The following is a 24013-nucleotide window of genomic DNA, read 5'->3' as shown; positions in this document are numbered from 1 at the left end:
TTCCAAACATTTAAAGACAAAATATAATGAAAAAAAAATAATACTGGTTATCGCGCTGTCCAATTTTCGCTCACCAGAAAGGGTTTTCAAAAATCTGGCAGGATTAGCCGAAAAGATAATTGTTACCAAAGCTTCGTATAATTCTGTCGAACCGGCCTCAATCGCCGGAGAATTGGATAAAATCACAGGTAAAACCGCAGAAATAGTCGAAAATCCTTCCGAAGCGCTAAAAAGGGCTTTGACTTTGAAAAAAGACGACTGTATCGTCGTTCTTACCGGATCAAATTACATGATTGATCAGGCGCTGAATCCCGATAGACATCTGGCGCATCTCAATCTGACATACGGGTGGAGATATAAACAATAGGATTGAATGAGCCGGGTCAACAGGTAATATCAATGCGGTTTTTACCTTTGGCCTTTGCCCTGTAAAGGGCTTGATCTGTTTTTTTCAGCAAATGTGAAAAGCTGTCCGTCTTGTCATCTTTTTCAGCGACACCGATGCTCAAAGTGACTCTTATTTTCTTTTCATCCACTTTTATCTCGCAGCATTCAACTTCCTTGTGAATCTTTTTGGCAAGATCTATGGCTCCTTGAATGTGCGTTTTAGGCATTAGCACGACAAATTCGTCGCCTCCATATCTGGCGAGAATGTCGTAATTCCTGATTATTGTCTGAAAAATCTTCGAAATTGTTTCCAGAACAATGTCTCCGGCGAAATGACCGTAAACGTCATTTATAGATTTGAAGTCGTCGATGTCTATCATCATCATTGAGAGAAATTCGTTGAACTTAATAGCCTTAAAATATTCTTTATCGGCAAGAGTGAAGAAAAGCCTTCTGTTGAAAAGCCCCGTCAATTCATCGGTTATGGAAAGATGGTGAAGCTGATTGAAAATGTGCGAGTTCTCTATGGAAATCGCGGCCTGATTGGCTATCTGATTCAGAATCTCGATGTGATTCTCATTGTAATATGATTCTTCAGGATGATGAAGGGTAAGGACGCCGAGAATATGATCGCGTCTTATCATAGGCATGCAGACAACGGATTTCAGGTCAGGGCCGTTCCATTTCATTTTGTACCATCTCTCGTCAGTGTCTGTGTTGCTTATTATTCCGGGTTTTTTATTTTCGAAAACCCATCCCGCCAATCCTTTATGCATAATTTTGTCCACTATGACGGATTGCTGAAGAGGAGAAGGGTAATTGTTAGAAAGTATCTGTTTTATTACGTTCCCTTTTGCGTCCGTGAGAAAAACTGTTCCGGAATGAGAATTTGTCGCCTCGACCGTAAGCTTGAGAATGTGATCCATTATGACGTCTATGTCCAGAGTCGAATTAAAAATGTTTGATGTTTCAAAAAGGAATTTAATTTTGTCCGAGTTTTTAAGAAGGGACCTGAAAGATTCCGCGGTCGAAACCAGGTTTAAAAATCTCGGAACAAATTCTTTGGCGGCTTTGCTTCGTTCAATGTATTCGTTGGCGCCTGACCTGAAAAAATCCTCAATGTCGAAGTCTTTACGGTTCGTGATTAAAGCGACAGGGAATTCTGTTTTAGATTTTTCACTTCTTATCGCCTCGAGTATTTCCATAGCGTCGCCGCTCAATTCATCAACATCAAAAACCGCCCCCGCGGTATATCCAGGAGATTTGAGTTTATCGAGAGTATCAAAGATATTGTCGCACGGAAGAACTTCGAATCCCCTCTCTGAGAGAAGGCGTTTGATTTCGGATTCTTTGACCCGCTTGTTCTGTACCAATATAACTCGCGGAGATTTCGCAGTATTTTTATTGGGAGTCAAATTTTTCATGTTCGGTTTGTCCAAGTCCATAGTTAAAATACTTTATATCCGGTACTGATTATAAAGTATAATAAAATTTATAGCATCAACATTATTGGAGGAGTCGCGATTGAAAAAAATCCTCATAGTCGATGGATATAATATGCTTGGAAGAAGTTTTAAAAAATCTTTCGACGAGCAAAGCAGAGAAAAGCTCCTGTCAAAGGTGAAAGCCGTAACTGCTTCCGGGAAATACTATCCTGTTTTGGTTTTCGACGGAAAAGGTAAATCTTCGAGCAGGGAAAAACGTCCGGGCGCAGAGATCATTTTCTCGGGAGAAAAAGACGAAGCTGACGATCTTATAGTAAAACTTATTGAAAACGGATGCAAAAAAAACATTTACACTGTAGTCACAGCTGACAGACTGCTTTCAAAAAGATGTAAATATCTCGGAGCGTCAGTTGTCTCAAAATTGGAAAATGTATTGAAAAAAAAGAAGAAAGCAGAAATAAATGATGATAAAATCAATCCGAACGTCAACCTCGATTATTGGCTTAAAGTATTTAAAAAAGGAGGCATCGATGAAGTATGAGATCATGTATCAACCGAGTTATTCGGTGGTAAAAGTATCTCTTGAAAAAGACGAATCCATTACAGGTGAATCAGGCGCTATGGTAGGCATGACGCCCAACATAGAGATAAAGTCGGAAATGGGCGGAGGTAAGAAAGGATTCGGCGGTTTAATGAAAGCCGCAGCGAGATCTTTTGTCGGCGAGAGTTTTTTCCAGACAAAATACACGGCCTTGAACGGACCAGGTCATATTCTTCTCGCTCCTACCGGGGTGGGCGACATAACAGGCATTGAAATCCAGGGTCAGTCTTTCATGGTTCAATCCGGCTCATATCTCGCTTCGTCCCCTACACTTGAGTTAGACACGAAGTTCACGGGAGGCAAAAGCTTTTTCGCCAGGGAAGGCCTTTTCATGATGAAAATTACGGGAACAGGAACCCTTCTTGTGTCGAGTTTCGGAGCCATTCATCAGGTCGAAATAGCTCAGGGAGAAGAATACATTGTCGATAACGGCCACATAGTAGCCTTCGACGCTTCCATCCAGTACACAATCGAAAAAGCAGCCAAAGGATTCATATCATCAGTCACATCAGGTGAAGGTTTTGTGTGCAGATACAAAGGTCCCGGAAAACTTTATCTGCAAACCAGGCAAATTGAAGGTCTTGCAGGTCTGATAATACCTTTCTTGCCTAAAAAATGACTTTACCCGCGTCGAGAGACGAAATTCTTTCCGTCTACAAAAACGGCTACGACATTCTTCTCTTGACCGGAGACGCTTATATAGACCATCCTTCATTCGGAGTCTCGCTTATAGCGAGACTCCTTCAGCATAAAGGATACAAAACCGCAGTATGTTCTCAACCGACAAGGGAAAGTCTTAAAAAATTCCCTCCCCCACGTCTGTTTGTCGGTGTCACAGCCGGAAATCTCGATTCGATAGTATCAAATTATACAGGCAACAGAAAGATAAGAACCGACGACAAGTATTCATCACGAGGAGACCCTTTCAGAAAAGACGGCTCAAAAAAAAGACCCGACAGAGCCGTCATAGTCTATACTAACTGGGTCAAAGAAGCTTTCAAGGGCTTACCTGTTGTGCTTGGAGGGATTGAAGCTTCTCTGAGAAGAATAGCTCATTACGACTACTACAGCGATCAATTGAGAAAATCGGTGCTCACGGATTCAAAAGCAGATTTTTTGGTTTTCGGAATGGGTGAATCTCAGATAATGGAAATTGCACGAAGGATAAGCGAAAATCCTGATAACTTCGACAAGTCCGGAATACCCGGAACGTGTTATGTTTCCGGAGAACCTTCAGGAGTGGAACTGCCTTCCTTCGACGATGTCTCAAGAGATACTGCGGCATTCGCTGAAGCACAGGCAATATTGAACGAGAACTGCCATCCCGTCTTCGGAAAAGCGATCTTCCAGCGTCAGGATTCGCGTTTAGTCGTCTGCAATCCTCCCGCGATGCCTGTCAAATCTGAATTTTTCGACAGCCTCTATGCTTTCCCTTATTCGAGAAAATCGCACGCTCTAAACAGGGGGGTTCCCGCTCTCGAAATGATAGCCAATTCTGTAACTTCACACAGGGGCTGCCTGGGATCCTGTTCTTTTTGCTCCATAAGGCTTCATCAGGGTAGGACAATAGTATCGCGCTCGCAGGATTCCATAATGGATGAAATCGATCGCATAGCAAGAAATCCGTTTTATAGAGGACGGATATCGGACGTCGGCGGACCAAGCGCTGACATGTACTTCAGCTGTTGTACGAAATTCCCGGAAGCGGGATGTAACGACAGAGATTGCCTCTATCCTGAAAAATGCCGGCATCTCAAAACCGATCCGGAAAAATACCTGGCTTTGCTCGATAAGATCGCCGGCAGAAAAGACGTAAAAAAAATAAGCATCGGTTCCGGATTGCGGCTGGACATCTCACTCGCCGACGACAAGTTGCTGAAAGAGATCTCGGAAAAATACACGAGCGGAATTCTGAAAGTCGCCCCCGAGCATGTCAGTCAGCCTGTGCTGAAGATAATGAAGAAATACAAACCTGAAGTTTTCGAGAATTTTATCGTCCGATTCGAGAGAATAAAAAAACAATTCGGCCTGCACGTTGAACTCGTGCCTTATTTCATCTTGTCACATCCGGGAGAAGGAGAAAATGAATTCTCGGAATTGCTCGAATTCACAAAAAAAAGAAAAATTTTCAACAGGGCTTTTCAGGACTTCACGCCGACTCCGATGACAGATTCGACATGCGCTCATTACTCGGAAATGGAATCCCTGACCAAAAAACCTGTGAAAACAATAAAAAGTCAGGGTGTAAGAAATGCCAGAAGAAAAGATTTTTCACGTCAGGGAGTTTTCAAAAAATCAGATGAATCTCATGAATTCTAAAGTGTTTCCTGCCGGGTCCGCGGCATAAAAATGATACACTCCGTGCCTGGAACTCTCTTTCGGATCAGTGAGAGCGTATCCGGCTTCTTTTATTTTTTTGTGGCATTCGTCGACATTATCGACATTGAAGGACACGAGGCATCCGGAAGATGAGGTGTCTTCTCCCTGCGCCCTGCAGTAACCTATGCCGAAGTTTTCGCTTTCATTTAGATATATTTCACAATTCTCTTCTTTCCTGAACAAAGAGAATCCGAGGATATTTACGGCGAATTCAAGGCATTTTTCGTATTCGTCAACCTTGAAGTAAACTATCATTTTTTCCGTCTTCATCAGAGTGGCTCCTTTGAATACGATTTTGAGCTTGCATGCCGTAAAATACGCTTACAACAGCGCCGGCAATGAGAAGAGCCCATTCCAGAACCCTGAGCGAACCCCAGATTGGAATTGGAGGTGCGTTATCGAGACCCTGGAAAGAGGCTGCCCTGGCGGCAGAAACGTCGGCGACAAGATGAAAAATATACACTAAAAAAGCTGAAGAAAAACCGAGAAAGATATAAAGGGCAGACAAAGCTTTGTATTTATCTGAATCTGAAGTTTTGACGTTTCTGATTTTCAGCCATCTTGCCGCTCCCCAAACAGCTCCTGCGAGTAATATTAAAAAATATACTGTTTCTCTCCAAGTCACAATTTTTCCTAACCACCACATCAGTTTCCTCCTTGTTTCCAGCCTCTTATTCCTATAAGAGGGACGAAAATACATCCGAATTTTTTGGATACATAATAACCGTCTTTTCTCTTCGTAACAACAATGAGTTCCTGATAACTCATCGATCCAACAGGAACCGCGAGGCGTCCGTCCTCTTTCAACTGTTCGAGCAGAGGTTCGGGAATCTCGGGGCATCCTGCGGTGACAATTATTCCGTCAAACGGACCCATTTCAGGCCATCCTACCGACCCGTCTCCTATTCTGACGTTTATATTTCTGTAACCGAGTTCATCAAATTTTTTCTTCGCCGCTTCCGCGAGTTCAGGAATCCTTTCAATAGTATAAACCTTATCAACAATTTCCGCGAGTACTGCTGACTGATAGCCACTGCCAGTTCCGATTTCCAGGACAGCATCTCCTTTTTTTGGTTTCAAAAGCTCGGTCATCTTGGCGACCATGTATGGCTGAGAAATGGTCTGGTTTTTTCCTATAGGCAAAGGACCATCGTCGTAAGCTCTCGCTCTGAAATCCTCGCCGACAAAAAGATGCCTGGGTACATTCATCATCGCTTTTAACACTTCGGGATTTTTGACAGGATCGTCTTTTTTCTGCAGGATTCTGACCATCTTTTCCCTTGAGATCCTCATTTTGTATCCTTTTCGAGAAGAACTTTGATCTTTTCCGCGAGGTCGACATCCAGGAGATTTTTTATTTTGTAAGGCGTCAAGGAAGCTGCGCCTGATTCCACAGCGCTTATGTCGCTTCCTTCCTCAACGTCCCAGAGGGGTTTGTCGCCGGAGAGCCAGTAATAAGCTCTGCCTATCGGATCGAATCTCGGTGATATGGCTCTGTCGTATTTTCTGTGTCCCATAAACGTGACCTTGATTTTCTCTGAAAGAAGTCTGCTCGGGACATTCAAATTCCAAAGGCCACCCAGTTCGAGAACTGCGGGGATCAGTTTTCTGGCTATCTTTCCGCATTTTTCGAAAGAGGAAATATCCTTCGAATACTCGCTTGAAACAGCCATCGACGGAATGTCGGAAAGAGAAGCTTCAGCCGCCGCCGCGAAAGTGCCAGAATAAAGAATGTCTTCTCCTATGTTGTAGCCAGAGTTTATTCCGGAAAGCACAATGTCGGGATCGGGGCACAAACCGGCTCTCAGGGCGAGTACTATGCAGTCTGTCGGAGTTCCGGACACTGTGTAAATTCCTTGTTCAGGATTTTTCACCACGACCGGTTTTCTCAGAGTTATGCCATGGCTTGAAGCGCTCTGTTCTTCCTCTGGAGCAACCACGCATATCTCTCCAAGTCCGGTCAGGGCTTGCCTCAATGCTTTCAAACCGACCGCATTTATTCCGTCGTCGTTTGTCAAAAGGATTTTCATTTCACGTTTCACCGATAAACATGAATATCATTTTTAGAAATCTCAAAGTGTCCAGAAAAGGATTTATGTGGCTTTTTTCGGTTCCGTAAACCGTAGTAACTTCCACTTCCCTGATTTCGGAATTCAATTTAGCCGACCTTATGAGGATCTCGGTCTCTGTCTGAAACCTTTTTGTTTTAAGACGTATTCTCCTGAAAATTCCGCAGGAAACATACCTGAATCCGCATTGAGAATCTCTAATCCTCTTGTTGGACAAGATGGAACAAACCAATGACGTTGTCTTGTTGGAAAATATCCTCGGAAGAGGCATGTTTCTGTGGCTAAAATTCCTGACGCCGACTACGATGCAATCAAATCTCCTGTCGAGAACATCAAGAAAGCTTGCCACATCTTCAGGTAAATGCTGTCCGTCTCCGTCCATCAGCACGGCTCCTTTGAAGCTGTTATCCGCAGCCCATCTCATTCCTCTTATTATTGCCGCTCCTTTTCCCATGTTTTTATCAGACCTGATGACGTGCGCACCTTTCTCTTGAGCCATAGTAGTTGTCTCATCGGTAGAGGCGTCATCTACGACACAGACGCTCAGGCCGTAAAGCGTTCGGATTTTTTCTATTATGTCTCCGATAGAATTCTCTTCGTTGAAAGCCGGTATGACTACGGCTATATTACACGAAAAATCTTTTGTAACAATACCACTGTTCCGGGTATTTCCCGGCGTAGTTCTGATATATTTCCGCATATTTTTTTATCAGCTCTTTTTGAGCTTCTTTCGCGTTCTTTTTGTCGTTAATTTCATAGGGTCCGTTAATATTAACTATATATTTACCATTTCCTACTTTTAAAGCAAAAGGAAAAACCGCATGTTTGAAGAATCGCTGAGCGAGTTTGAAGCATGATCCGGACAGAATCGCTTTTCTGCCGAACATGTCCGCGTGGACAGCACTGCCAAAAATCGGCCTGTCGGCCATGACTGCAAATATATAGCTGCCTTCTCCTGCTTTGTTTTTTAGAAAAGAATATATATTTTCCGGACAAATACTCTTCACACACCTCTCTTCTCTTTTTTTTTCGAAATATCTGGTGTCACCTCTAAACCTGTGTCTTGCGGCGACGGCATAAAGGGGATATCCCAGGAATGCACCGAAACTGCCCAGAAGCTCCCAGTTGCCCAAGTGGCCGCTTACGGCTATGACTCTGTCGCCTTTGTCAAGAAGCTTTTTCACGGCTTCGATGTCACCCTCTATCAACGGTTGAAAGGTTTCTTTATCATCTCTTTTACGTCTGAGGAATTCGGTAAGATTGAAAGCGAAATTTGAAAAATTTCTGTCCGCAATGTCGGTTATATCACTGTCGTTAAAATTTCTGTTCAAGGCAAGAGAAAGATTTTCGAGCAGTATTGAATAATTTTTATTCATCAGCAGACGCGCTGCCCGAGCGGTTTTTTCAGCAAGGCGCAGTGCGTCGTTTTCACTTTTGTTTTCAAGTATTTTTCCCGCCAAATAATAAGCCGAAATGATACTCATTTAACATCCGCCTCTGTTTATCAGATTGATATTGACACAATGAAATTATGACATAACATCATTGAAACTTCTTCAAGTATATGGAAAAAGAAAAAATAAAATCAAGCGCCTCTCTCGTGAAAATTTCGTTCACAGAAGGCGTATTCGCACAGATATACTCATCTCTGTCGGCGCCCGGCAGTATTTTTGTGACAAAGTTCGCAATTTTTCTGGGAGCCGGACCGTTTTATTTTGGCCTGTTGACAGCCATAGGTCAACTTTCACAGCTCTTTCAGCCTCTCGGTTTCGTCATAACGAGGAAACTTTCGACCCGAAAATCTATTCTCGTCAAAATGCTTTATTACAGCAGATCAGCCACACTTTTATTCGGCGTTATTCCTTTTTTAATGTCCGATTCCATGTCTCGCCTTCTGTTCGCTTTGCTCTTTTTTTCAGTCACCGCAGTTCAGGCCGCGGCTGGAAATATATGGATCTCCTGGATCGCCGACCTCATACCTGAGAGAATAAGAGGGAGATTTTTCTCGTACAGAACTCAGTTTCTCATGGTAACTGCGCTATTGACAGGATTTGTTTTCAGTCTCGCCTTCGACCTTTTCGAATCCGACGGTTCGGTTTTTGCAAGAATAAGGGGGTATTCGGAATTCCTTTCCTCATTTTTCAAGACCGAAAATCTAGTTTACGCCTTTGCCGCGATTTTCGCAATTGCGGCTGTATCCGGCCTGATTAGCGCCAAGATACTGTCGAAGCAAATTGAAAAAACGAAAAAAAACTTCCCCGAGAAGCTTTCGGAGACATTCTCTTCCCCTTTCCGCGACAGAAATTTTTTAAAACTCCTTCTATTTGCGACGTGGTTTACTCTGGCCATAGGTGTCGGGTCACCTTTCTGGACTCCTTTCATGATCCAGAAACTGAAGATGAATCTTTTTTTAATTCAGATATACGGGACTGTCAGCGTCATATCATCCGTCATATCATTGAGATACTGGGGTCGTTTTATAGACAGGTTCGGCAACAAGACGACGATGAGGATTACAGTTATACTGGGCGGTTTAAATCCCCTGGTCTGGATTTTTCTAAACAAAAGTAATTTTTGGCTGATTTACATCGAAGCTGTAACTTCTGGGATTATGTGGTCTGCGACGAACATTATCTTCACTAACTTCGTGCTTTCTATATCTCCCAAAGGGAAAAACCAGGTTTATTCGGGCATATTCGGCGCTTTTACAGCACTCGGCATAGTCGTCAGCGCTCTTTTATCCGGTGCTTTTATGCCGCCTGCTTTGAAACATGCCCGGTTGAACCTCGAGCCTGAACAGATTTTATTCGCCTTGACAGGATTTCTTAGATTGACTGCCGAAATACCTCTCTCCTGGGTCGATGAAAGCAGAGCAAAACCCCTCGGTTTTGCTCTGTTGTACATGATGTCATCAGTTAAAATGCGAATTATAAACACGGCATTACTGTTGCGTGAATTTGTGTCACGAAAGTGAATTTTGTAACCCCATGCAAAGGGATGCTTATATAATTTTGACATTGACATAAGTTCCTGTTTCTCATAAATATACAAGGTATAATAAGGAGGAAAAGTGATTGCCAAGCGTTTTTTTCTTTTCATCGTTTATATGCTTTTGGCTGTTTCGCTGTTCAGTGCCGTAAGAAAACCTCTGCTTGAAATATTCAGCGGAGCCACTTGAATTGACTGCGCAACTTCTGCAGGACTGCAGAACACGTTCATTGAAGACAATCAGGAAAGCCTGAGCGCTTTAAAGTACCAGGTAGAATCCGGCGAACCCCTTTTCAACCCGGACGCCTGGGGAAGATTCCAGTTTTACGGAGGCTCTTACATACCTGTAGCAAGTATGGACGGATGCCCCCTGTTTTCCCCGACTTCTCTTTCAGCCCTGAACCTGGCTTATTCGAGAGCCATGGCAGAGTCCTGTTACGTGACTTTATTCCTTGAAGGAACAGCTGAACCAGATCTCATGTCGGGAATTCTAAACGTGACAATCATTGCAGAACAGGATCTTGGCGCTCCCCCTTACTATCTTTATATCGCAGCCGTTTCACATCTGGTTCCGCACAGTTGGGGGATTTTTTCAGAATTTCACAGACCGGCGAGAAAGATGTTCCCGGATTTCAACGGAACTCCAATTACTTTTTCCGGTATTTATCCTGAAACACTTTTGATCGATATCCCTTTCACATTTTCCTCCTCCTGGTGGAATTTCGAACCTGACGACGTCTATTTTATAGTATGCCTCCAGACATTCACTGTTTCAGACAAGCAAATTCATCAGAGCGAAAATATAGACATATCCGGTTTTGTAGGAGTTGAAGAAACTCCCAACAACGGTCCCATTCTCCTTAACCTCGGCAATCCCTATCCTAACCCTTTTGCATCAGTTCTATTTCTTCCGGTCTACGCTGAAAACTCTGCAAATGTCACGGTGACTGTCTATGACATGACCGGCAGAGCAGTCAGGAGATTTTCTTCCGGCGATCTTTTCATTGAAAATCATATTCTTAGCTGGGACGGAAGGGACGAATCCGGAAAAGAACTTTCTGCGGGAATGTACAGAATAGAACTTGCATGTGAAGGCAAGAGAATCTCGAAAATCGTAGCTAAAATGATATAAAAAAATGGCACGGTGGTCCGTGCCATTTCTCCTTCAAAAAACGCTTGACAAAAAATTTATTTTGTTAAATCATCTATAATTCACTTTTTAGCGGTGAGGTGCAGATGATTAAGACCGACGTTATAATTTAAAAACTCAAAGTCGTTTCCGCCCGCATAGGGCACACGAAAATTTCTGACAGAGAAATTTTCGTCATTTCCAACAGAAATTAAAACGATTAACCATGCGTATTTGCAGAGGATTTTTGTATGTTCGATAAAATAAAACAAATGAATAATATTATGAGAGGGCATCGCATTCCGTTCTTCTTATCCATAGTATGTATGTCCCTTGCCGCAGTCTTCAGTTTTTTGACTCCTCTGATAATAAAACACGTCATTGACTTTACAATAGGCAGGAACGAGGCTCAAATTCCGTTTTTTGTCAGAAATCTATTCTTCTTTAACGGAAAGAGTCCTCTTAGCAGCAATCTTTACTTCGCCGGAGTTCTGCTCATAACGGCGACTCTTTTTCAGGGAATTTTTACTTTACTAAAGGGGACTCTTTCTTCAAAATCATCTGAAGGAGCGACAAGAGACCTGAGAAACAGACTGTACAACCACATCCAGTACCTGCCTTTTTCTTATCACACGGCAGTCAAAACGGGTGATTTAATACAAAGATGCTCTTCGGACGTCGAAACCATAAGAAGGTTTTTTTCAGTTCAGTTTATTGAAGTTGGAAGAGCCCTGGTAATGCTCGGTCTCGTTTTGCCGATTATGATAAATTTGAACACCACAATGACTTTGTACTCCATGCTCATCATCCCCGTGATTTTCGGTTTTTCGGTTCTGTTCTTCGTCAAGGTAAAAAAGGCTTTCAAAATTTCGGACGAGTCCGAAGGAGTGCTTTCATCAATGCTTCAGGAAAACCTGACCGGCATTAGGATTGTCAGAGCTTTCGCGAGACAGGAATTTGAGGTCAAGAAATTCGATGAAAAGAATACATCTTTCAGAGATCTGACTTACAAACTTATAATATTATTATCCCTCTACTGGTCATCGTCGGACCTGCTTTGTATGGCACAAATAGCACTCGTCACGGTTGTCGGTGTAAAAATGGCTCTTGGCGGAAATTTGTCTATTGGAACTCTCGTGGTTTTCGTGACCTACGAAAATCTTCTTCTTTGGCCAATAAGGCAGATGGGCAGGATAATCACGGACATGGGAAAGACGTTCGTATCCGTTGAAAGAGTAAATGAAATTCTCGCCGAAAAAACAGAGTACTTGATAGCCGAAAACAACACCGTCTTACCTGATCAAACCCGAATTTCAGACTTTGATGTCATGGGTGACATTGAATTCAAAGACGTCTGGTATTATTTTCCAAAATCTTCTGAACCGGCTCTGAGAGGGGTCTCTTTCAGGATCAAAAAGGGACAGACTGTCGCGCTTATAGGACCGACGGGCTCGGGGAAAACAGCTTTGGTAAGTCTCATTCCCAGGCTTTACGATTACTCCAAGGGTTCGATCCTGATTGACGGCAGAGAGTTAAAAGACACAGATCTTCATCATATACGAAAAAACATCGGCATAGTCCTGCAGGAACCTTTTTTGTTCTCCAAGACAATAAGAGAAAATCTCTTGATGGGAAAAAAAGTCACATCCGACGACGAACTGCACAAAGCATCTGAATTATCGGCCATCCATGACGTCATACTGTCCTTCGAGAAAGGATACGACACGCTCGTCGGCGAAAGAGGAGTGACTCTTTCAGGCGGTCAGAAGCAGAGGATAGCCATTGCGAGAACTCTTCTGAAAGACCCTCCTGTGCTGATTTTCGACGATTCCTTCAGTTCACTCGACTCCGAAACAGACGTCAGAATCAGAAGCGCTCTCATTGGTAGAAAAGGAAGAAGAACGACTCTGATAATATCCCACAGGATATCCTCTATTTCAAGCGCCGACAGGATATTCGTTATGGAAAACGGCTCGATAGTTCAGTCGGGCACTCACAAAGAGTTGATCAGAGAACAAGGTCTTTACAAAAGAGTATGGGAAATACAATCCGAGTTCGAAAAAGATGTTTTTGGCGAAACGCCTTCGAGAACAAAGGAGGCAATTTATGAATGAATATTCATTCCGGGAAGAAGAATTCACAAAGGTTTTCAGGCCTGAGCTCTGGAAAAAAGTTCTCGGTTTTTCAAAGCCTTATTCAAAACTCGTATTCTTTCTATTTGTCGTCATGATATTTGTCGCTTTGATTGATGCCGTGTTCCCTCTCATGACAAAATACGCCATTGACAGGCTTATCATAGCCAGAGATTTCACTTTCGTAGTCAAATTCGTGCTCCTTTATACTATTCTGGTCCTTTTTCAAAGCGTCAATGTTTTTCTGCTTATCGCCCTGGCCGGCAGGATAGATATGTGGATGTGTTACGACATAAGAAAATCAGCCTTCGACAAGCTTCAATCGCTGTCTTTTTCGTATTTTGACAAAACGCCGGTGGGATGGTTAATGGCAAGAATGACATCAGACGTCGAAAGAATCGCCGACACTTTCGCGTGGGGTTTTGTGGATCTCATCTGGGGTCTGACAATGATGACAGCAATAAGTTTTATAATGTTTTATCTGAACTGGAAAATCGCTTTATCAGTTCTGGTGACTGTGCCGGTGCTTGTATATATCAGCTTCAAATTCCAAAAACTGATACTCAAAAGCTACAGGTCTGTCAGAAAAATAAACTCGCAGATTACCGGTTCGTACAACGAGGGGATAACAGGTGCGAAGACGACCAAGACTCTGGTCAGAGAAACTGAAAACCTCGCCGAATTTAAAGGACTGACCGGCAAGATGTTCAAAGCGTCATTCACGGCCGCTCTGCGTTCTTCCATGTATTTGCCTGTTGTCCTGTTCATATCGAGCGCCGGCACCGCAATCGCAGTTATTTATGGCGGAACATCAGTAACTGCCGGCTTTATCACGTACGGAACTCTGGTGGCTTTCATATCCTATTCGATCAGGTTTTTTGAACCCGTTCAGGAACTCGCAAGGATTTTCGCCGAATTTCAAAACGCCCAGGCGTCGGCTGAAAGAGTTTTTTCTCTTCTCGGCGTTGAACCCGAAATAAAAGATTCGCCCCAAGTACTCGCTACTCAGACAGATTCTATGAATCTATCCTCTTCAAACAAGATAAAAGGGGAGGTCGAATTTATAAACGTCTTCTTCAGATACGGCACAGGATATTCAATTCTCGAAAACTTTAACTTCAAGGTAAATGAAGGAGAAAGCGTAGCTCTGGTAGGTGAAACCGGTTCAGGAAAAACAACAATCGCCAGTCTTGTCTGCAGATTTTATGAACCCGTATCAGGAAAAATTCTCATCGACGGGAAAGATTACAAAGAAATGAGTCTTCATACGCTTCAATCCAACATAGGTGTCATGCTTCAAACACCTCACCTTTTCAGCGGTACTATTTCAGATAACATAAGATACGGAAAACTTGAGGCGGCAGAAAATGAAATCAGAGAAGCGGCACATGCGGTCTTCGCCGACAGATTTATAAACAAACTGGACAACGGATACAGAACCGAAGTCGGAGAAGGCGGTGGATTTCTGTCAGTAGGACAAAAACAGCTTATATCGCTGGCGAGAGCGCTTCTGAGTGATCCCAAAATACTTATTCTCGATGAAGCGACTTCTTCTGTCGACACGGAGACAGAAAAACTCATTCAGACAGGCATTAAGAAACTTATGCACGGAAGGACAAGCATAATAATAGCTCACAGGCTTTCGACAATAACATCGGTGGACAGAATAGTCCTCATTGAAAACGGAAAAATACTCGAACAGGGAACTCATGGCAATCTGATCAAATCACGAGGCAGATACTATAAGCTGTATAAAAATCAGTTCATACATGAAAAAGAGCTGGAATACCTCGGAGTTTGATAAACATTGAAGATAGGATGTCTTATGTACTGACAATGAAAAAATCAAAGAGCTTTGATACTCTCCAGTAGAAGCTCCACTTCATCCTCGTGTATTTCGGCTTCTTCTTCACTTCCGAAACCTAACATGATGAGGGCATTCCCTTCTCCTGTTTCGAATATGAAGTACGCGACCATTATATCGCCTTCCAAGGTCGAACCTTCTCCGTAAAGGGCTTTCATGCCGTTGAAGTATTCTTCTTCGGATTTATCGAACTCAATTTCACCAATCTGCTCCTTGAGCTCTTCAATCAAACAATCGAAGTATTCAAACATATCATCTGGCGTCGTCGGAAAAAATCCTATGACCAGGCTTTCGTCAGAAGGAAAAATGAGCAATCCGAACTCGTCAGAATCCGACTCCCATGTTTCAGGAAGATAGAATGAAATTCCGCCTTCTTTATATTCTATTGTTTCAGCTTCAATTATCCGGAATGAGAATAAAAAGAACATTGTCAGGGCAACTTTAAGGAAGTTCATGATATCTCCTTTATATTTGAGGTTTATCGAAGCGGTTTTCATGACGAGATCTGAAGCAATTCGCATGAATTTTTTGCAAAAAAATCCGTCAGTAAGTAAAAAACCCTGTCGATTCGTTTTTGTTCCTCAGATTTAATTTCGACTTCAATGCAAGGCTCAAAATAATCCGTGTTCAGGTTGGCGGATATAAAAATATCCGGAACAAAAAACAGAATGATAATCCTGGAAGCCGGATTCTTTGACCGGTAATTCGAAACTGCCGCAAAGGATCCGTCTTCCGCCAAACTGTATTTAACGGTTTCGCCTTCTTCAGCCGGGCTAATTTTGACTCTCGATTCACTTATATATTTTTCAAACGCATCCCAAAATATATTTTCGAGCCCAAGGATCCCGCATGGATCTGAAAACACAAGTTTTTCAAAACGCCTCGTGCTTCCTGCCGATTTTTCCTTGATGATTTTTTTTATTTCTTCTTCATTCATCAGAGCCTTTCCCCGCCTTGTCAGCGCGTTATGTTAAAAATATATCGCGATCACTTTACCGCTTCTTTGAACTCGTCCAACAAAGCCATGATATTCAAACGCTGAGGGCATTTCGTTTCGCAGAGACCGCATTTAACGCATTTATCCGCCCTGTTCTTTTCGGGTATGAATTGATATCTGTTTTTGACGTTATTAACGTTTTTGTACATCAAAAGATCGGAATAAAGACTCAATACTCCGGGAATGAAAACTTCGGAAGGGCATGGCATGCAGTATGAACAACCTGTGCACTGAAAATGCTTCATTTGGTCGTAAGTGTTTTTAACTTTTTCAAACAAAAGCAAATCCTCTTCGGTAAGAAAACCCGGCTTTGAATCCTCTGCGGTGCGGACATTCTCAGAGATCTGCCTGACATCATTCATTCCGCTCAGGATCAAAGACACTTCCTTTTTGTTCCAAAGCCATGAAAGAGCCCATTCCGCCGGTGTTTTTTGCACAGAACTCAGTTCCCATATTTTCCGCACACTTTCCGGAGGAGTGACAAGATTTCCGCCCAAAAGCGGTTCCATTACTATAACGGGGATGCCTTTCGAGTAAGCCAGTTCCAAGCCTTTGGTGCCCGCCTGAAATTCTTCATTCATGAAATTGTACTGGATCTGGCAAAAATCCCATTCCCCGCAATATTCCAATATATCCTTAAAAACCTTGAACTCATCGTGGAAAGAAAATCCAACATGCCCTATTTTTCCCTGTCGTTTTGCCTTGAACGCCTTTTCGAGGACAGACAGCTCCTTGACTTTTTTCCACGATGAATCATGAAGGGAATGCAGAAGATAATAATCAATAAAATCGGTCCTGAGCTTTTTCATTTGCTCATCGAGATATATTTCAAAATCGTCATCTTTCCCGACTTTCCAAACTGGAAGTTTCGTCGCAACGTGAATTTTTTTTCTCAGACCATTTTTCAAAAACTCGCCGAGGAACGATTCGCTGTTACCTCCGTGATACGGATAAGCTGTGTCGAAATAATTAATCCCGGATTCGATTGCTTTTTCAAGGACCTTTATCGCTTTCTGCCGGTCTATTTCATTGATAGAATTCTTCACCGGCAGTCTCATACAACCCATCCCCAGTGCCGAAATCTCCTCACCGGTCTTTCCGAATTTGACATATCTCACGATTTTCTCACTTCAAAAATGTCAGACAGCGTCTTTGAAAGGGTTTTTAAATTGTAAGGTTTTTGTATGAATCCGTTAATCTCCCTGCCCATGAATTTTTTTGAAATGTCGTGTTCATCATATCCGCTGGACATTATTACTTTAGCGTCCGGTTTTATCTCCCTGATCCTGGAAAGACACTCCTCTCCGTCCATTCTCGGCATAGTCAGGTCCAAAATAATACATTCGACAGCATCTTTTTCCGAAATAAACACATCGATCCCTTCGATTCCGTCCCTGGCTGTGAGAACTTTGAAACCCAAAGAATCAAGCATTTTAGCGCAAATGTCCCTGACGAGTTTTTCGTCGTCTATGAGTAAAATCGTGCCTCTGCCTTTTTCGAGAGTTTTCGTTTCAACATCATCGGGTTTTTTTTCTTTAATTCTGCCTCCAGAGGGAAGAAAAATCCTGAAGGTCGAACCTTGTCCCTGTTCGGAAACCACTTTTATTGCTCCCTTGTGAGCTTTCACAATACCAAGGACTGCAGCCAGCCCTAGTCCCCTTCCAATAAATTTTGTTGAATAGAAAGGTTCGAATATTTTTGCTTTGGTTTCCTCATCCATTCCTGCTCCGCTGTCTGTTACTTCTATATAAACATAATTTACATCTTGATCCAAATTACCGAGAATACCCTCTTCGTCTGACGCGTGGGTTCCTCTGCTGACGTTGGTTCTGACCAATATCAAACCGTGTCTGCCGTTTAGGGATTCAGACGCATTTATTATAAGATTCATGATTATCTGTCGGATCTGCGAAAGATCGCCGGAAACACAAGGTATGTCTTCGGTCAGATCGTATTTGATTGTCGCCTTTTTCGATATTGATAAAAGCAAAATAGGTGCCATTTCCCTTATCATCCCGTTGACATCTACTTCCTCAAGCTCGAGTTTACCCTTTCCTGAATAAGACAACAACTGTTTAGTGAGTTGGGATGCGTTTTTGGACGCTTGTATTATTTCTGAAACATAGGATTTTTCTGTTGAAGAACCTTTCAATTTTGATAAAAGCAGATCCGCGTTGCCCAATATTCCCATCAGAAGGTTGTTAAAGTCGTGAGCGATTCCTCCGGCGAGGACTCCGAGGCTTTCGAGTTTTTGAGACTGAAGCATCTGTTGTTCAATTCTGATTTTATTCTCTTCGCTTTTAATCTGATCAGTTATGTCTACTATCGATTCGAGCACCTGAAAATCCTTTTGATTCTCATCGTAAATTATAAATGTCCTGCTGTTGTACCATTTGTTGATGACTTTGCTGAAACGCATCTCATTCTGATTCTTTTGAGTCTCAAAAGTCTTCGCAACAGAGCATTTTTCGCAAACAGTGTCTTTTTTAACGAAATGAACGTAGCATTTTTTCCCAACAGGATCCCCGAACGGGAACATTTTTTTTATGAATTCATTTACCCACAGAACTTCCATGTTTCTGTCATAAATTGTCAAGCCGATCTCGAGAGAAGAAAGTATCTTGCCCATGAGTTCTTTTTCTTTTTTGGAAATTTCTTCGAGAGTAGCTTCTATTGTTATATCGCGCTGTATTCCCCATGCATGGGAAATCATTCCGTCAACCACATATCCGAACAAATTGTTGCTGAATATTCTTTTTTTCCCGTGTATATCATTTTCAATCGTAACAACATCCCGTAATTTGTATCCTGAAGTGACGAATTCTATCAAGAATTTTTCGCTGTCACTGGCATTCATTCGCATAAAGTTATCCAGTTTTTTTCCTATCACGTCAGAAGCCTTGTCGTAACCGTACATTTTCGCATAAGCGTCATTGCATTCAGCGAGACGCGCTTGATTGAAAAAAATTTTTAATTGTTCTTCCACCGGGCATTTAATTGACATGGGCTTTTCAATTTCGAACCGCATTATTCCGTCGGCGCTTTCTTTTATCAAATACTTGTATTTCTCTTCGCTTTCGGCGAGTGATTTGTTTACATCAACGTAATCCGTTATATTTTTTACGGTCACAAGAACCCTGTCTTCTAAAAAAGGGGCGTGATTTGCTGAAAAATATTTTTTTCCGCTTTTCATTTCAAGATCGTACTCAAATACAGTTTTCTCGCCTGTTTTCAAAGTCTCTTTTATGGCTTGAAGTGATTTAGATACAACATGATCCGGAAGCGTCCCTTTTAAATTTCGACCAATAATTTCATCTTTCGGAATGTAAAGCTCTTCATCATTATTGGCGATGACATCTCTGAAATATCCGTCTTTATCAATTATGAAAATAAGTTCCGGGATAATATTAAATATGGTCTCGAAAGTTTTTATTTTTCCGTTAAGTTCTTTTTCCAGACATCTCATTTTCAAGGCTTTTTGGTAGAATTTTCTGACGTAAATAGTTCCGAAAAAAATAAAGACGCTGACAGTATAAGTTACTGCCTGTCTAATGTGTTCTTGAAAATAAAACATTTCGTACGTGCTATCTTTTTTGATAAAATCAAAAAGAATGAAAAATGAAGAAAATGGCAGAAGCAAAGACAAAATAAAAAGGGTCCAGTTCCATCTTTTAATCAAAACCACAAGCGCAATAATGAAAGCTGTTAATCTCAATGTTGTGGAAACATAAACAGCCGCAACGGAATTAAAATAACAAACAACACCGAGGACTGTGGTGACAACCAATACAGACGGTAGGGTTATCTTGTTGTTTATACGCGTCATAAAATCACTTTGCCCGTGACATTTCGTTTATTATACAGGAATATTCCTGATTTTTAAAACGGTAGTATTTAAAATGCGAGTTTTGCGAGTTTGAGCACTCCCTGACTCCAAGGGACTCTGTGCGAAACTCCAGTTTTTACAAAAGACACCTGATTGTCTTTGTACCATCTGAAATTTCTCAAAAGAGCGTCTTTATTTGAAAAACGGGGCGCGTAGCCGATTTTTTTCTCCGCTTTTTCAATGCTGACGAATGAATCTTTGCTCGCTGTTTCGTAAACCCACATGTATAAAGGCGAAATTTTGAAAAATTCGAGCATTTTCAAAGCGGCAACAACCGGTTTGTCGGGCAGAGTTATTATCTTTTTGCCGAATCCTGCCTCGTCTAGAACCTCCTGATAATCTTCCTTCATTGTACCGAACACTTTCGCACCGATGTTGAAAGTGTCGTTGACCGTGTTTTTGTCTTTTTCGACGCATATTTGAATCGCGTCACAGAAATCTTCGACATCGAGCAGCTGGTATCTGTTTTTTCCTTTTCCTATCAGAGGAAAGTTCCTGCCGTCGAGAGCCCAATCGTAAAATAGAGTAAAAACTCCGAGACGCTCCGGCCCTATAAACGATTTTGGTCTCAAAACCGGTACACACATGCCTTTTTCCCTGAATTCAAAACATACTTTTTCAGCCAGAATTTTCGCTTTTCCATAGTCGCCGACGCCTGAAAGACTGTCGTCTTCCATAATGGGATGATGATCCGGAACTCCGTATACTGCAGTCGTCGATATGTGAATGAACCTGTCGATTTTCCTTTTGTGCGCTTCTTCAAGCAAAATCCTGGTCCCGTCAACATCGGTTGAATAAATATCCTGCTTTTTATAAAGGGGCAGAGCCGCCGCGCAGTGGATTACCTGGTCCACACCATCGAACGCTTTCGTCACGGTTTCAGCATCTCTAATGTCCCCGAGAATTGCTTTCACAGAGTTTTTTTCAGGATAGTCGAAAGGTTCTATGTCAAAAGAAACTATGTCGCGGCAATTTTTTTCTATAAGTTTTCTTATCATGTTTATGCCTAAAAAACCCGACCCGCCGGTAACCAGAATCCTCATTTCTTTTCTCCTTTTGTCTCAGGGATGTTACATTTTGCGTGCTTTTTATCAATTATCAAACAAAAGTATTTTCTCAGTCAAGAGTTTCGTCCCGCTAAAAGAGATCGAGACAAAATAGATTCCGCTCGAAAATCTTTCCGTCATCAACCTTTCACTGTGTCGACCCAAAGAGAAGTATCTTTTTTCCTTTTCCAGAACCTTTCTGCCTGCGGCGTCGAATATAATAAATCCTACTTCTTCCGGATACAAGAGCTGAAAATCGATTTGAATCGCGCCACGTAGACAGGACACGGAAAAAATCTTCGGGGGTTCAGTATCTTTGAGTTCTTCAGTGCCTGTCCCTTCAATGATTTCGATATCTTCCGTGAACGGCATACTGTCAGAGTAGGAGTATCCCGTGAATAAATACCACATTCTGAGAAGATATGAACCGGCGCTGAGCCCGGATGTATTGAAAACACAAAGCTCGCCGTTGACAACCGGATTTGCCGTGAATGGAGATACTTCAAAAAACTCGAAAGTGTCTGCCAGAGGTGCATATTCAATGCGGTAACCCGCAAAATTGAATGGCGAAAAAGGCGCTCTGACGCAGTATGCACTGCCGGGTATAGGAACAGAATCGTTTGAACAGCACGGGTCCGGAGGATAAAATCCGGCGATCAATACCGCCCCGGAATCTTCCGCGAAAGGAGCAGTCGAATGCGCTGTGTTGTAACTTATGGCTAGCGACCTGTCTGCGGCTATCACCCTGCCGTAGAAGAAATTGGCATTGTAGAAAAGAGATAAAGATTTCCCTTCGAGAAGCGCGTCTGTGTAGAAGCTTGAAAGGGCACATATGAGAAAAGAAGAATCTGCGTTTCCTATATGGCCCCCGGAACCATCGCAGATTACGTTGCTCAAAAAAGCGACTGAACTGTCTCCGCAGAGAAATTCTCCGAAAATCGAGTTTTTGAGCGTCACGTCGTGTCTCCCCCAGAAATAGAAATTCCAGGACTGAACACTCGTATTTACAAGCCTGTAAGACCTTCCTGGAAAAGGCGCCGTGAAATCGACGTAATGGGTGTTGTCTACAAAACCGGACAACGTGTCGCTGACCTGCCCAGTGAAAAGAGACCCTACCGCCCTGAGATCGACGTCGAAAACTATAACGTTTGTGCTGTCGCAGGCCATTGTCGCCAAAAACAGTGCAAAGACACTGTCAATCTCTACGGAATAATTTATCCCTGAACAGGAAGTATCCGGATATCTGAAATGCTCTATGAACATCGAAGGGGAATGAGGTCCCCTGACGGTTCCGGATGAATTTATCGGAAATCCGAGCCATACGAGGACTGAATCGGAATTTTTGATCCTGAGTTCAGCAGAATCCTCAGTGAACAGGACGAATTCGCCGGCTTTGTCAGAATCTTTTATTTCGATCGCAGATTTGCCGGTCAATGAAAAAGTGATGAATGACTTGTCCATGCGTACAGAGTCGAAAACGGTGGATGAGCTGTCATAAAGTGAGAATCCAAAGGGTTTCGAATTGGACCTCAGAGTTGAATGTTCTGCCTCAAAAGACGAATTCCCGTATGAATTTATCGAATACTGATACACGTATGATTCGTCGAGAAAAAACACGGCATTATCGAGCTTCATCATGCCTTCGTCAGATAGTACGATGTCTCCTCTCATTCTGAGCGAACACGAACTGACAACAAGCAGACCGTTTTGAAAAATTATTATGTCCTCGTTTATTGAAGTGTCACTCGTTATTACGAGAGTGTCGGTGAGATAATAGGTTTCGGGAGCTTTTATAGAAAACGTTTCTTCACTCAATGTGATCTGATCGCAAGATGATGCATGAAATCCGCTCGGTATCATTGGTATCCCTATGGATTCTTCGTCAGCGTATATTCCGGTTTTCAGAAATCTGCATCTATCCAAAGCCTCTGAAAATACATCATGCAGAAAAAACGCGCCATTATATCCGGCAGAAATCAATAGAGCGAAAATAATGAATTGCATTTTCATCTCCTTTATTTCAAGAGTTCAAAAAGATACGCATTATCGAATAACATTGAGTTCACCAAAGGTATTTGGGTCATTTCAGCGCATTCCTCGAGGTGAACAGGAGAACCGGAGACCACTCCCGATATTAAATCCGGTTTTAGGTCGTATTCTTTAGCCATAACTTCAATTCCTCCATGGACGCCTAATGGATCGAGAGCGCAATAAATAAGTCTGTGTATCCTTTCCCTGACGGTTTCATGACGCAGAAGAATAGAGGTCTCTCTCTGCATTATGCCGTCTGCCGTTTCAACCACCCAGTAATTCTCCTTATTGTTGGCGTATTTCAAATCTAAGGAGTTGAAAATTTTCAAAAGCTCTTCTTCGCCGAGCATATAAGTGGATGGGTAACCGAGAAAACTGAAATCCGCGAATCTCCTGGCTCCGGAATCGTTCATAAGAAGAATATCTTTGAGCCCTGCAGTTCCGGTTATCTTTGAAGCCCTGACGTTTTTACCGGATTTTGAAAGAGCCGTACAGCACGCCGCCGCCGCCGTAGTTTTTCCCGAGTTCATCGAAGACCCGCATACAAGTATCATTTTAGCCCTCGGATATTTTTTGACGCAGGATCTGGGATTTATTAGAGAGAAATCAGCTGTATTTATAGTTTTTCCCGAATTGTCAGAGATATAACCCAGACATTTCACATCCGTGGGAAAAATCACTTTGGAACTCTTTTTTCTGACTAATCCGATAATTCCCGATCTCGATAGAACATTCGCTTTCTCAGGCATTGATAGAGGGACTATCCCTTCGTAATAATCAGCCGCGTATCTGTTCCCGAAAACACAGACTATCTCCATCCCCTCCCTGAGTCTGTGTATCCTTCCGGATTTGTTTTCTATCTGAGTGTGCTGACCGATTTTATCCACAATGCAGTATACGAGATCTCCGGCGGACGGTTTTTTTAAAGTCCAGGAAACAGAATTAATGGTATTTTTGCTCACAGTGTAGGCTGCGCTGGGTATCAGAACGCTTTTTTCGATTTCTTTTTGAGCAGTCATAAGTTTTGTTTCATTGAATTTGATTTATATCCAACAAAAT

Annotated in this window: 22 protein-coding genes; 8 read left to right on the top strand and 14 right to left on the bottom strand. The window is 42.4% G+C overall.

Going from position 1 to position 24013, the window contains the following annotated elements:
* A partial coding sequence (locus tag JXL83_07555) for a hypothetical protein (protein MBN2363972.1) occupies positions 1-367 on the top strand: 367 nt, incomplete at its 5' end.
* A gap of 16 nt (positions 368-383) precedes the next feature.
* Here the strand turns inward: JXL83_07555 and JXL83_07550 are convergent.
* On the bottom strand, positions 384-1832 hold the full coding sequence (locus tag JXL83_07550) for a diguanylate cyclase (protein MBN2363971.1): 1449 nt from the start codon (positions 1830-1832) through the stop codon (positions 384-386).
* Positions 1833-1911: 79 nt separating this feature from the next.
* On the opposite strand from JXL83_07550, the gene JXL83_07545 reads away from it, so the two are divergent.
* The 3 genes from JXL83_07545 to JXL83_07535 are packed head-to-tail and all read left to right on the top strand — an operon-like array spanning position 1912 to position 4752.
* On the top strand, positions 1912-2373 hold the full coding sequence (locus JXL83_07545) for an NYN domain-containing protein (GenBank protein MBN2363970.1): 462 nt from the start codon (positions 1912-1914) through the stop codon (positions 2371-2373).
* Positions 2363-3052 (top strand): TIGR00266 family protein, encoded by a 690-nt coding sequence (locus tag JXL83_07540; GenBank protein ID MBN2363969.1) that lies wholly within the window; start codon positions 2363-2365, stop codon positions 3050-3052. The genes JXL83_07545 and JXL83_07540 overlap by 11 nt, the downstream gene beginning before the upstream one ends.
* On the top strand, positions 3049-4752 hold the full coding sequence (locus tag JXL83_07535) for a YgiQ family radical SAM protein (protein MBN2363968.1): 1704 nt from the start codon (positions 3049-3051) through the stop codon (positions 4750-4752). The genes JXL83_07540 and JXL83_07535 overlap by 4 nt, the downstream gene beginning before the upstream one ends.
* Here the strand turns inward: JXL83_07535 and JXL83_07530 are convergent.
* Genes JXL83_07530 through JXL83_07505 form a run of 6 tightly spaced genes read right to left on the bottom strand, consistent with a single transcriptional unit; the run spans position 4729 to position 8365 of the window.
* On the bottom strand, positions 4729-5082 hold the full coding sequence (locus JXL83_07530) for a VOC family protein (protein MBN2363967.1): 354 nt from the start codon (positions 5080-5082) through the stop codon (positions 4729-4731). The genes JXL83_07535 and JXL83_07530 overlap by 24 nt on opposite strands.
* Positions 5045-5458, bottom strand: a complete 414-nt coding sequence (locus JXL83_07525; GenBank protein MBN2363966.1) for a hypothetical protein — start codon at positions 5456-5458, stop codon at positions 5045-5047. Before JXL83_07525 ends, JXL83_07530 begins: the two co-directional genes overlap by 38 nt.
* Complete coding sequence (locus JXL83_07520) at positions 5458-6105, bottom strand: protein-L-isoaspartate(D-aspartate) O-methyltransferase (GenBank protein MBN2363965.1); 648 nt, start codon at positions 6103-6105, stop codon at positions 5458-5460. Before JXL83_07520 ends, JXL83_07525 begins: the two co-directional genes overlap by 1 nt.
* Positions 6102-6842, bottom strand: coding sequence for a 5'/3'-nucleotidase SurE (gene surE, locus JXL83_07515; protein ID MBN2363964.1), 741 nt, complete (start codon positions 6840-6842; stop codon positions 6102-6104). Before surE ends, JXL83_07520 begins: the two co-directional genes overlap by 4 nt.
* A 1-nt stretch (position 6843) precedes the next feature.
* A complete protein-coding gene (locus tag JXL83_07510; protein MBN2363963.1) occupies positions 6844-7581 on the bottom strand; it encodes a glycosyltransferase family 2 protein in 738 nt (245 codons plus the stop codon).
* Positions 7508-8365 (bottom strand): lysophospholipid acyltransferase family protein, encoded by an 858-nt coding sequence (locus JXL83_07505; protein MBN2363962.1) that lies wholly within the window; start codon positions 8363-8365, stop codon positions 7508-7510. Before JXL83_07505 ends, JXL83_07510 begins: the two co-directional genes overlap by 74 nt.
* Before the next feature lie 116 nt (positions 8366-8481).
* Between JXL83_07505 and JXL83_07500 the strand changes: the two genes are divergently transcribed.
* The 4 genes from JXL83_07500 (at position 8482) to JXL83_07485 (ending at position 14931) form a co-directional block, all read left to right on the top strand.
* Positions 8482-9855: an MFS transporter gene (locus tag JXL83_07500; protein MBN2363961.1), complete on the top strand. Its 1374-nt coding sequence runs from the start codon at positions 8482-8484 to the stop codon at positions 9853-9855.
* A 369-nt stretch (positions 9856-10224) separates the two neighbouring features.
* The gene (locus JXL83_07495; GenBank protein MBN2363960.1) at positions 10225-11001 is read left to right on the top strand and encodes a T9SS type A sorting domain-containing protein; all 777 of its coding nucleotides are present in this window, start codon (positions 10225-10227) and stop codon (positions 10999-11001) included.
* 269 nt (positions 11002-11270) lie between these two features.
* Positions 11271-13112: an ABC transporter ATP-binding protein gene (locus JXL83_07490; protein ID MBN2363959.1), complete on the top strand. Its 1842-nt coding sequence runs from the start codon at positions 11271-11273 to the stop codon at positions 13110-13112.
* A complete protein-coding gene (locus JXL83_07485) occupies positions 13105-14931 on the top strand; it encodes an ABC transporter ATP-binding protein (GenBank protein MBN2363958.1) in 1827 nt (608 codons plus the stop codon). The genes JXL83_07490 and JXL83_07485 overlap by 8 nt, the downstream gene beginning before the upstream one ends.
* A 44-nt stretch (positions 14932-14975) precedes the next feature.
* Here the strand turns inward: JXL83_07485 and JXL83_07480 are convergent, their stop codons facing one another.
* From JXL83_07480 to JXL83_07450, 7 genes are all read right to left on the bottom strand, one after another.
* On the bottom strand, positions 14976-15449 hold the full coding sequence (locus JXL83_07480) for a hypothetical protein (GenBank protein ID MBN2363957.1): 474 nt from the start codon (positions 15447-15449) through the stop codon (positions 14976-14978).
* 38 nt (positions 15450-15487) lie between these two features.
* Complete coding sequence (locus JXL83_07475; protein ID MBN2363956.1) at positions 15488-15931, bottom strand: hypothetical protein; 444 nt, start codon at positions 15929-15931, stop codon at positions 15488-15490.
* A gap of 50 nt (positions 15932-15981) precedes the next feature.
* Positions 15982-17109 carry an aldo/keto reductase gene (locus JXL83_07470; GenBank protein ID MBN2363955.1) on the bottom strand — a complete coding sequence of 376 codons (1128 nt, stop codon included), beginning with the start codon at positions 17107-17109 and terminating at the stop codon, positions 15982-15984.
* Positions 17106-19817 (bottom strand): response regulator, encoded by a 2712-nt coding sequence (locus tag JXL83_07465; GenBank protein ID MBN2363954.1) that lies wholly within the window; start codon positions 19815-19817, stop codon positions 17106-17108. Before JXL83_07465 ends, JXL83_07470 begins: the two co-directional genes overlap by 4 nt.
* A 68-nt stretch (positions 19818-19885) precedes the next feature.
* Positions 19886-20920 carry an NAD-dependent epimerase/dehydratase family protein gene (locus JXL83_07460; GenBank protein ID MBN2363953.1) on the bottom strand — a complete coding sequence of 345 codons (1035 nt, stop codon included), beginning with the start codon at positions 20918-20920 and terminating at the stop codon, positions 19886-19888.
* Between the two features lie 48 nt (positions 20921-20968).
* Positions 20969-22927 carry a hypothetical protein gene (locus tag JXL83_07455; GenBank protein MBN2363952.1) on the bottom strand — a complete coding sequence of 653 codons (1959 nt, stop codon included), beginning with the start codon at positions 22925-22927 and terminating at the stop codon, positions 20969-20971.
* Between the two features lie 11 nt (positions 22928-22938).
* Positions 22939-23973 (bottom strand): hypothetical protein, encoded by a 1035-nt coding sequence (locus JXL83_07450; GenBank protein MBN2363951.1) that lies wholly within the window; start codon positions 23971-23973, stop codon positions 22939-22941.
* Between the last annotated feature and the right edge of the window lie 40 nt (positions 23974-24013).

It is taken from the genome of candidate division WOR-3 bacterium (genome assembly GCA_016934535.1).
Classification (GTDB): Bacteria; SDB-A; SDB-A; order SDB-A; family SDB-A; genus JAFGIG01.
This window is presented reverse-complemented; position numbering and strand designations above follow the sequence as displayed.

Coding starts and splice junctions, on each gene's coding strand:
- JXL83_07525 (MBN2363966.1), bottom strand. CDS start 5,458: ATGTGGTGGTTAGGAAAAATTGTGACTTGGAGAGAAACAGTATATTTT.
- JXL83_07540 (MBN2363969.1), top strand. CDS start 2,363: ATGAAGTATGAGATCATGTATCAACCGAGTTATTCGGTGGTAAAAGTA.
- JXL83_07475 (MBN2363956.1), bottom strand. CDS start 15,931: ATGAATGAAGAAGAAATAAAAAAAATCATCAAGGAAAAATCGGCAGGA.
- JXL83_07490 (MBN2363959.1), top strand. CDS start 11,271: ATGAATAATATTATGAGAGGGCATCGCATTCCGTTCTTCTTATCCATA.
- JXL83_07530 (MBN2363967.1), bottom strand. CDS start 5,082: ATGAAGACGGAAAAAATGATAGTTTACTTCAAGGTTGACGAATACGAA.
- JXL83_07535 (MBN2363968.1), top strand. CDS start 3,049: ATGACTTTACCCGCGTCGAGAGACGAAATTCTTTCCGTCTACAAAAAC.
- JXL83_07480 (MBN2363957.1), bottom strand. CDS start 15,449: ATGAACTTCCTTAAAGTTGCCCTGACAATGTTCTTTTTATTCTCATTC.
- JXL83_07460 (MBN2363953.1), bottom strand. CDS start 20,920: ATGAGGATTCTGGTTACCGGCGGGTCGGGTTTTTTAGGCATAAACATG.
- JXL83_07505 (MBN2363962.1), bottom strand. CDS start 8,365: ATGAGTATCATTTCGGCTTATTATTTGGCGGGAAAAATACTTGAAAAC.
- JXL83_07455 (MBN2363952.1), bottom strand. CDS start 22,927: ATGCAATTCATTATTTTCGCTCTATTGATTTCTGCCGGATATAATGGC.
- JXL83_07485 (MBN2363958.1), top strand. CDS start 13,105: ATGAATGAATATTCATTCCGGGAAGAAGAATTCACAAAGGTTTTCAGG.
- JXL83_07550 (MBN2363971.1), bottom strand. CDS start 1,832: ATGGACTTGGACAAACCGAACATGAAAAATTTGACTCCCAATAAAAAT.
- JXL83_07510 (MBN2363963.1), bottom strand. CDS start 7,581: ATGCGGAAATATATCAGAACTACGCCGGGAAATACCCGGAACAGTGGT.
- JXL83_07450 (MBN2363951.1), bottom strand. CDS start 23,973: ATGACTGCTCAAAAAGAAATCGAAAAAAGCGTTCTGATACCCAGCGCA.
- JXL83_07495 (MBN2363960.1), top strand. CDS start 10,225: ATGGACGGATGCCCCCTGTTTTCCCCGACTTCTCTTTCAGCCCTGAAC.
- surE (MBN2363964.1), bottom strand. CDS start 6,842: ATGAAAATCCTTTTGACAAACGACGACGGAATAAATGCGGTCGGTTTG.
- JXL83_07520 (MBN2363965.1), bottom strand. CDS start 6,105: ATGAGGATCTCAAGGGAAAAGATGGTCAGAATCCTGCAGAAAAAAGAC.
- JXL83_07465 (MBN2363954.1), bottom strand. CDS start 19,817: ATGACGCGTATAAACAACAAGATAACCCTACCGTCTGTATTGGTTGTC.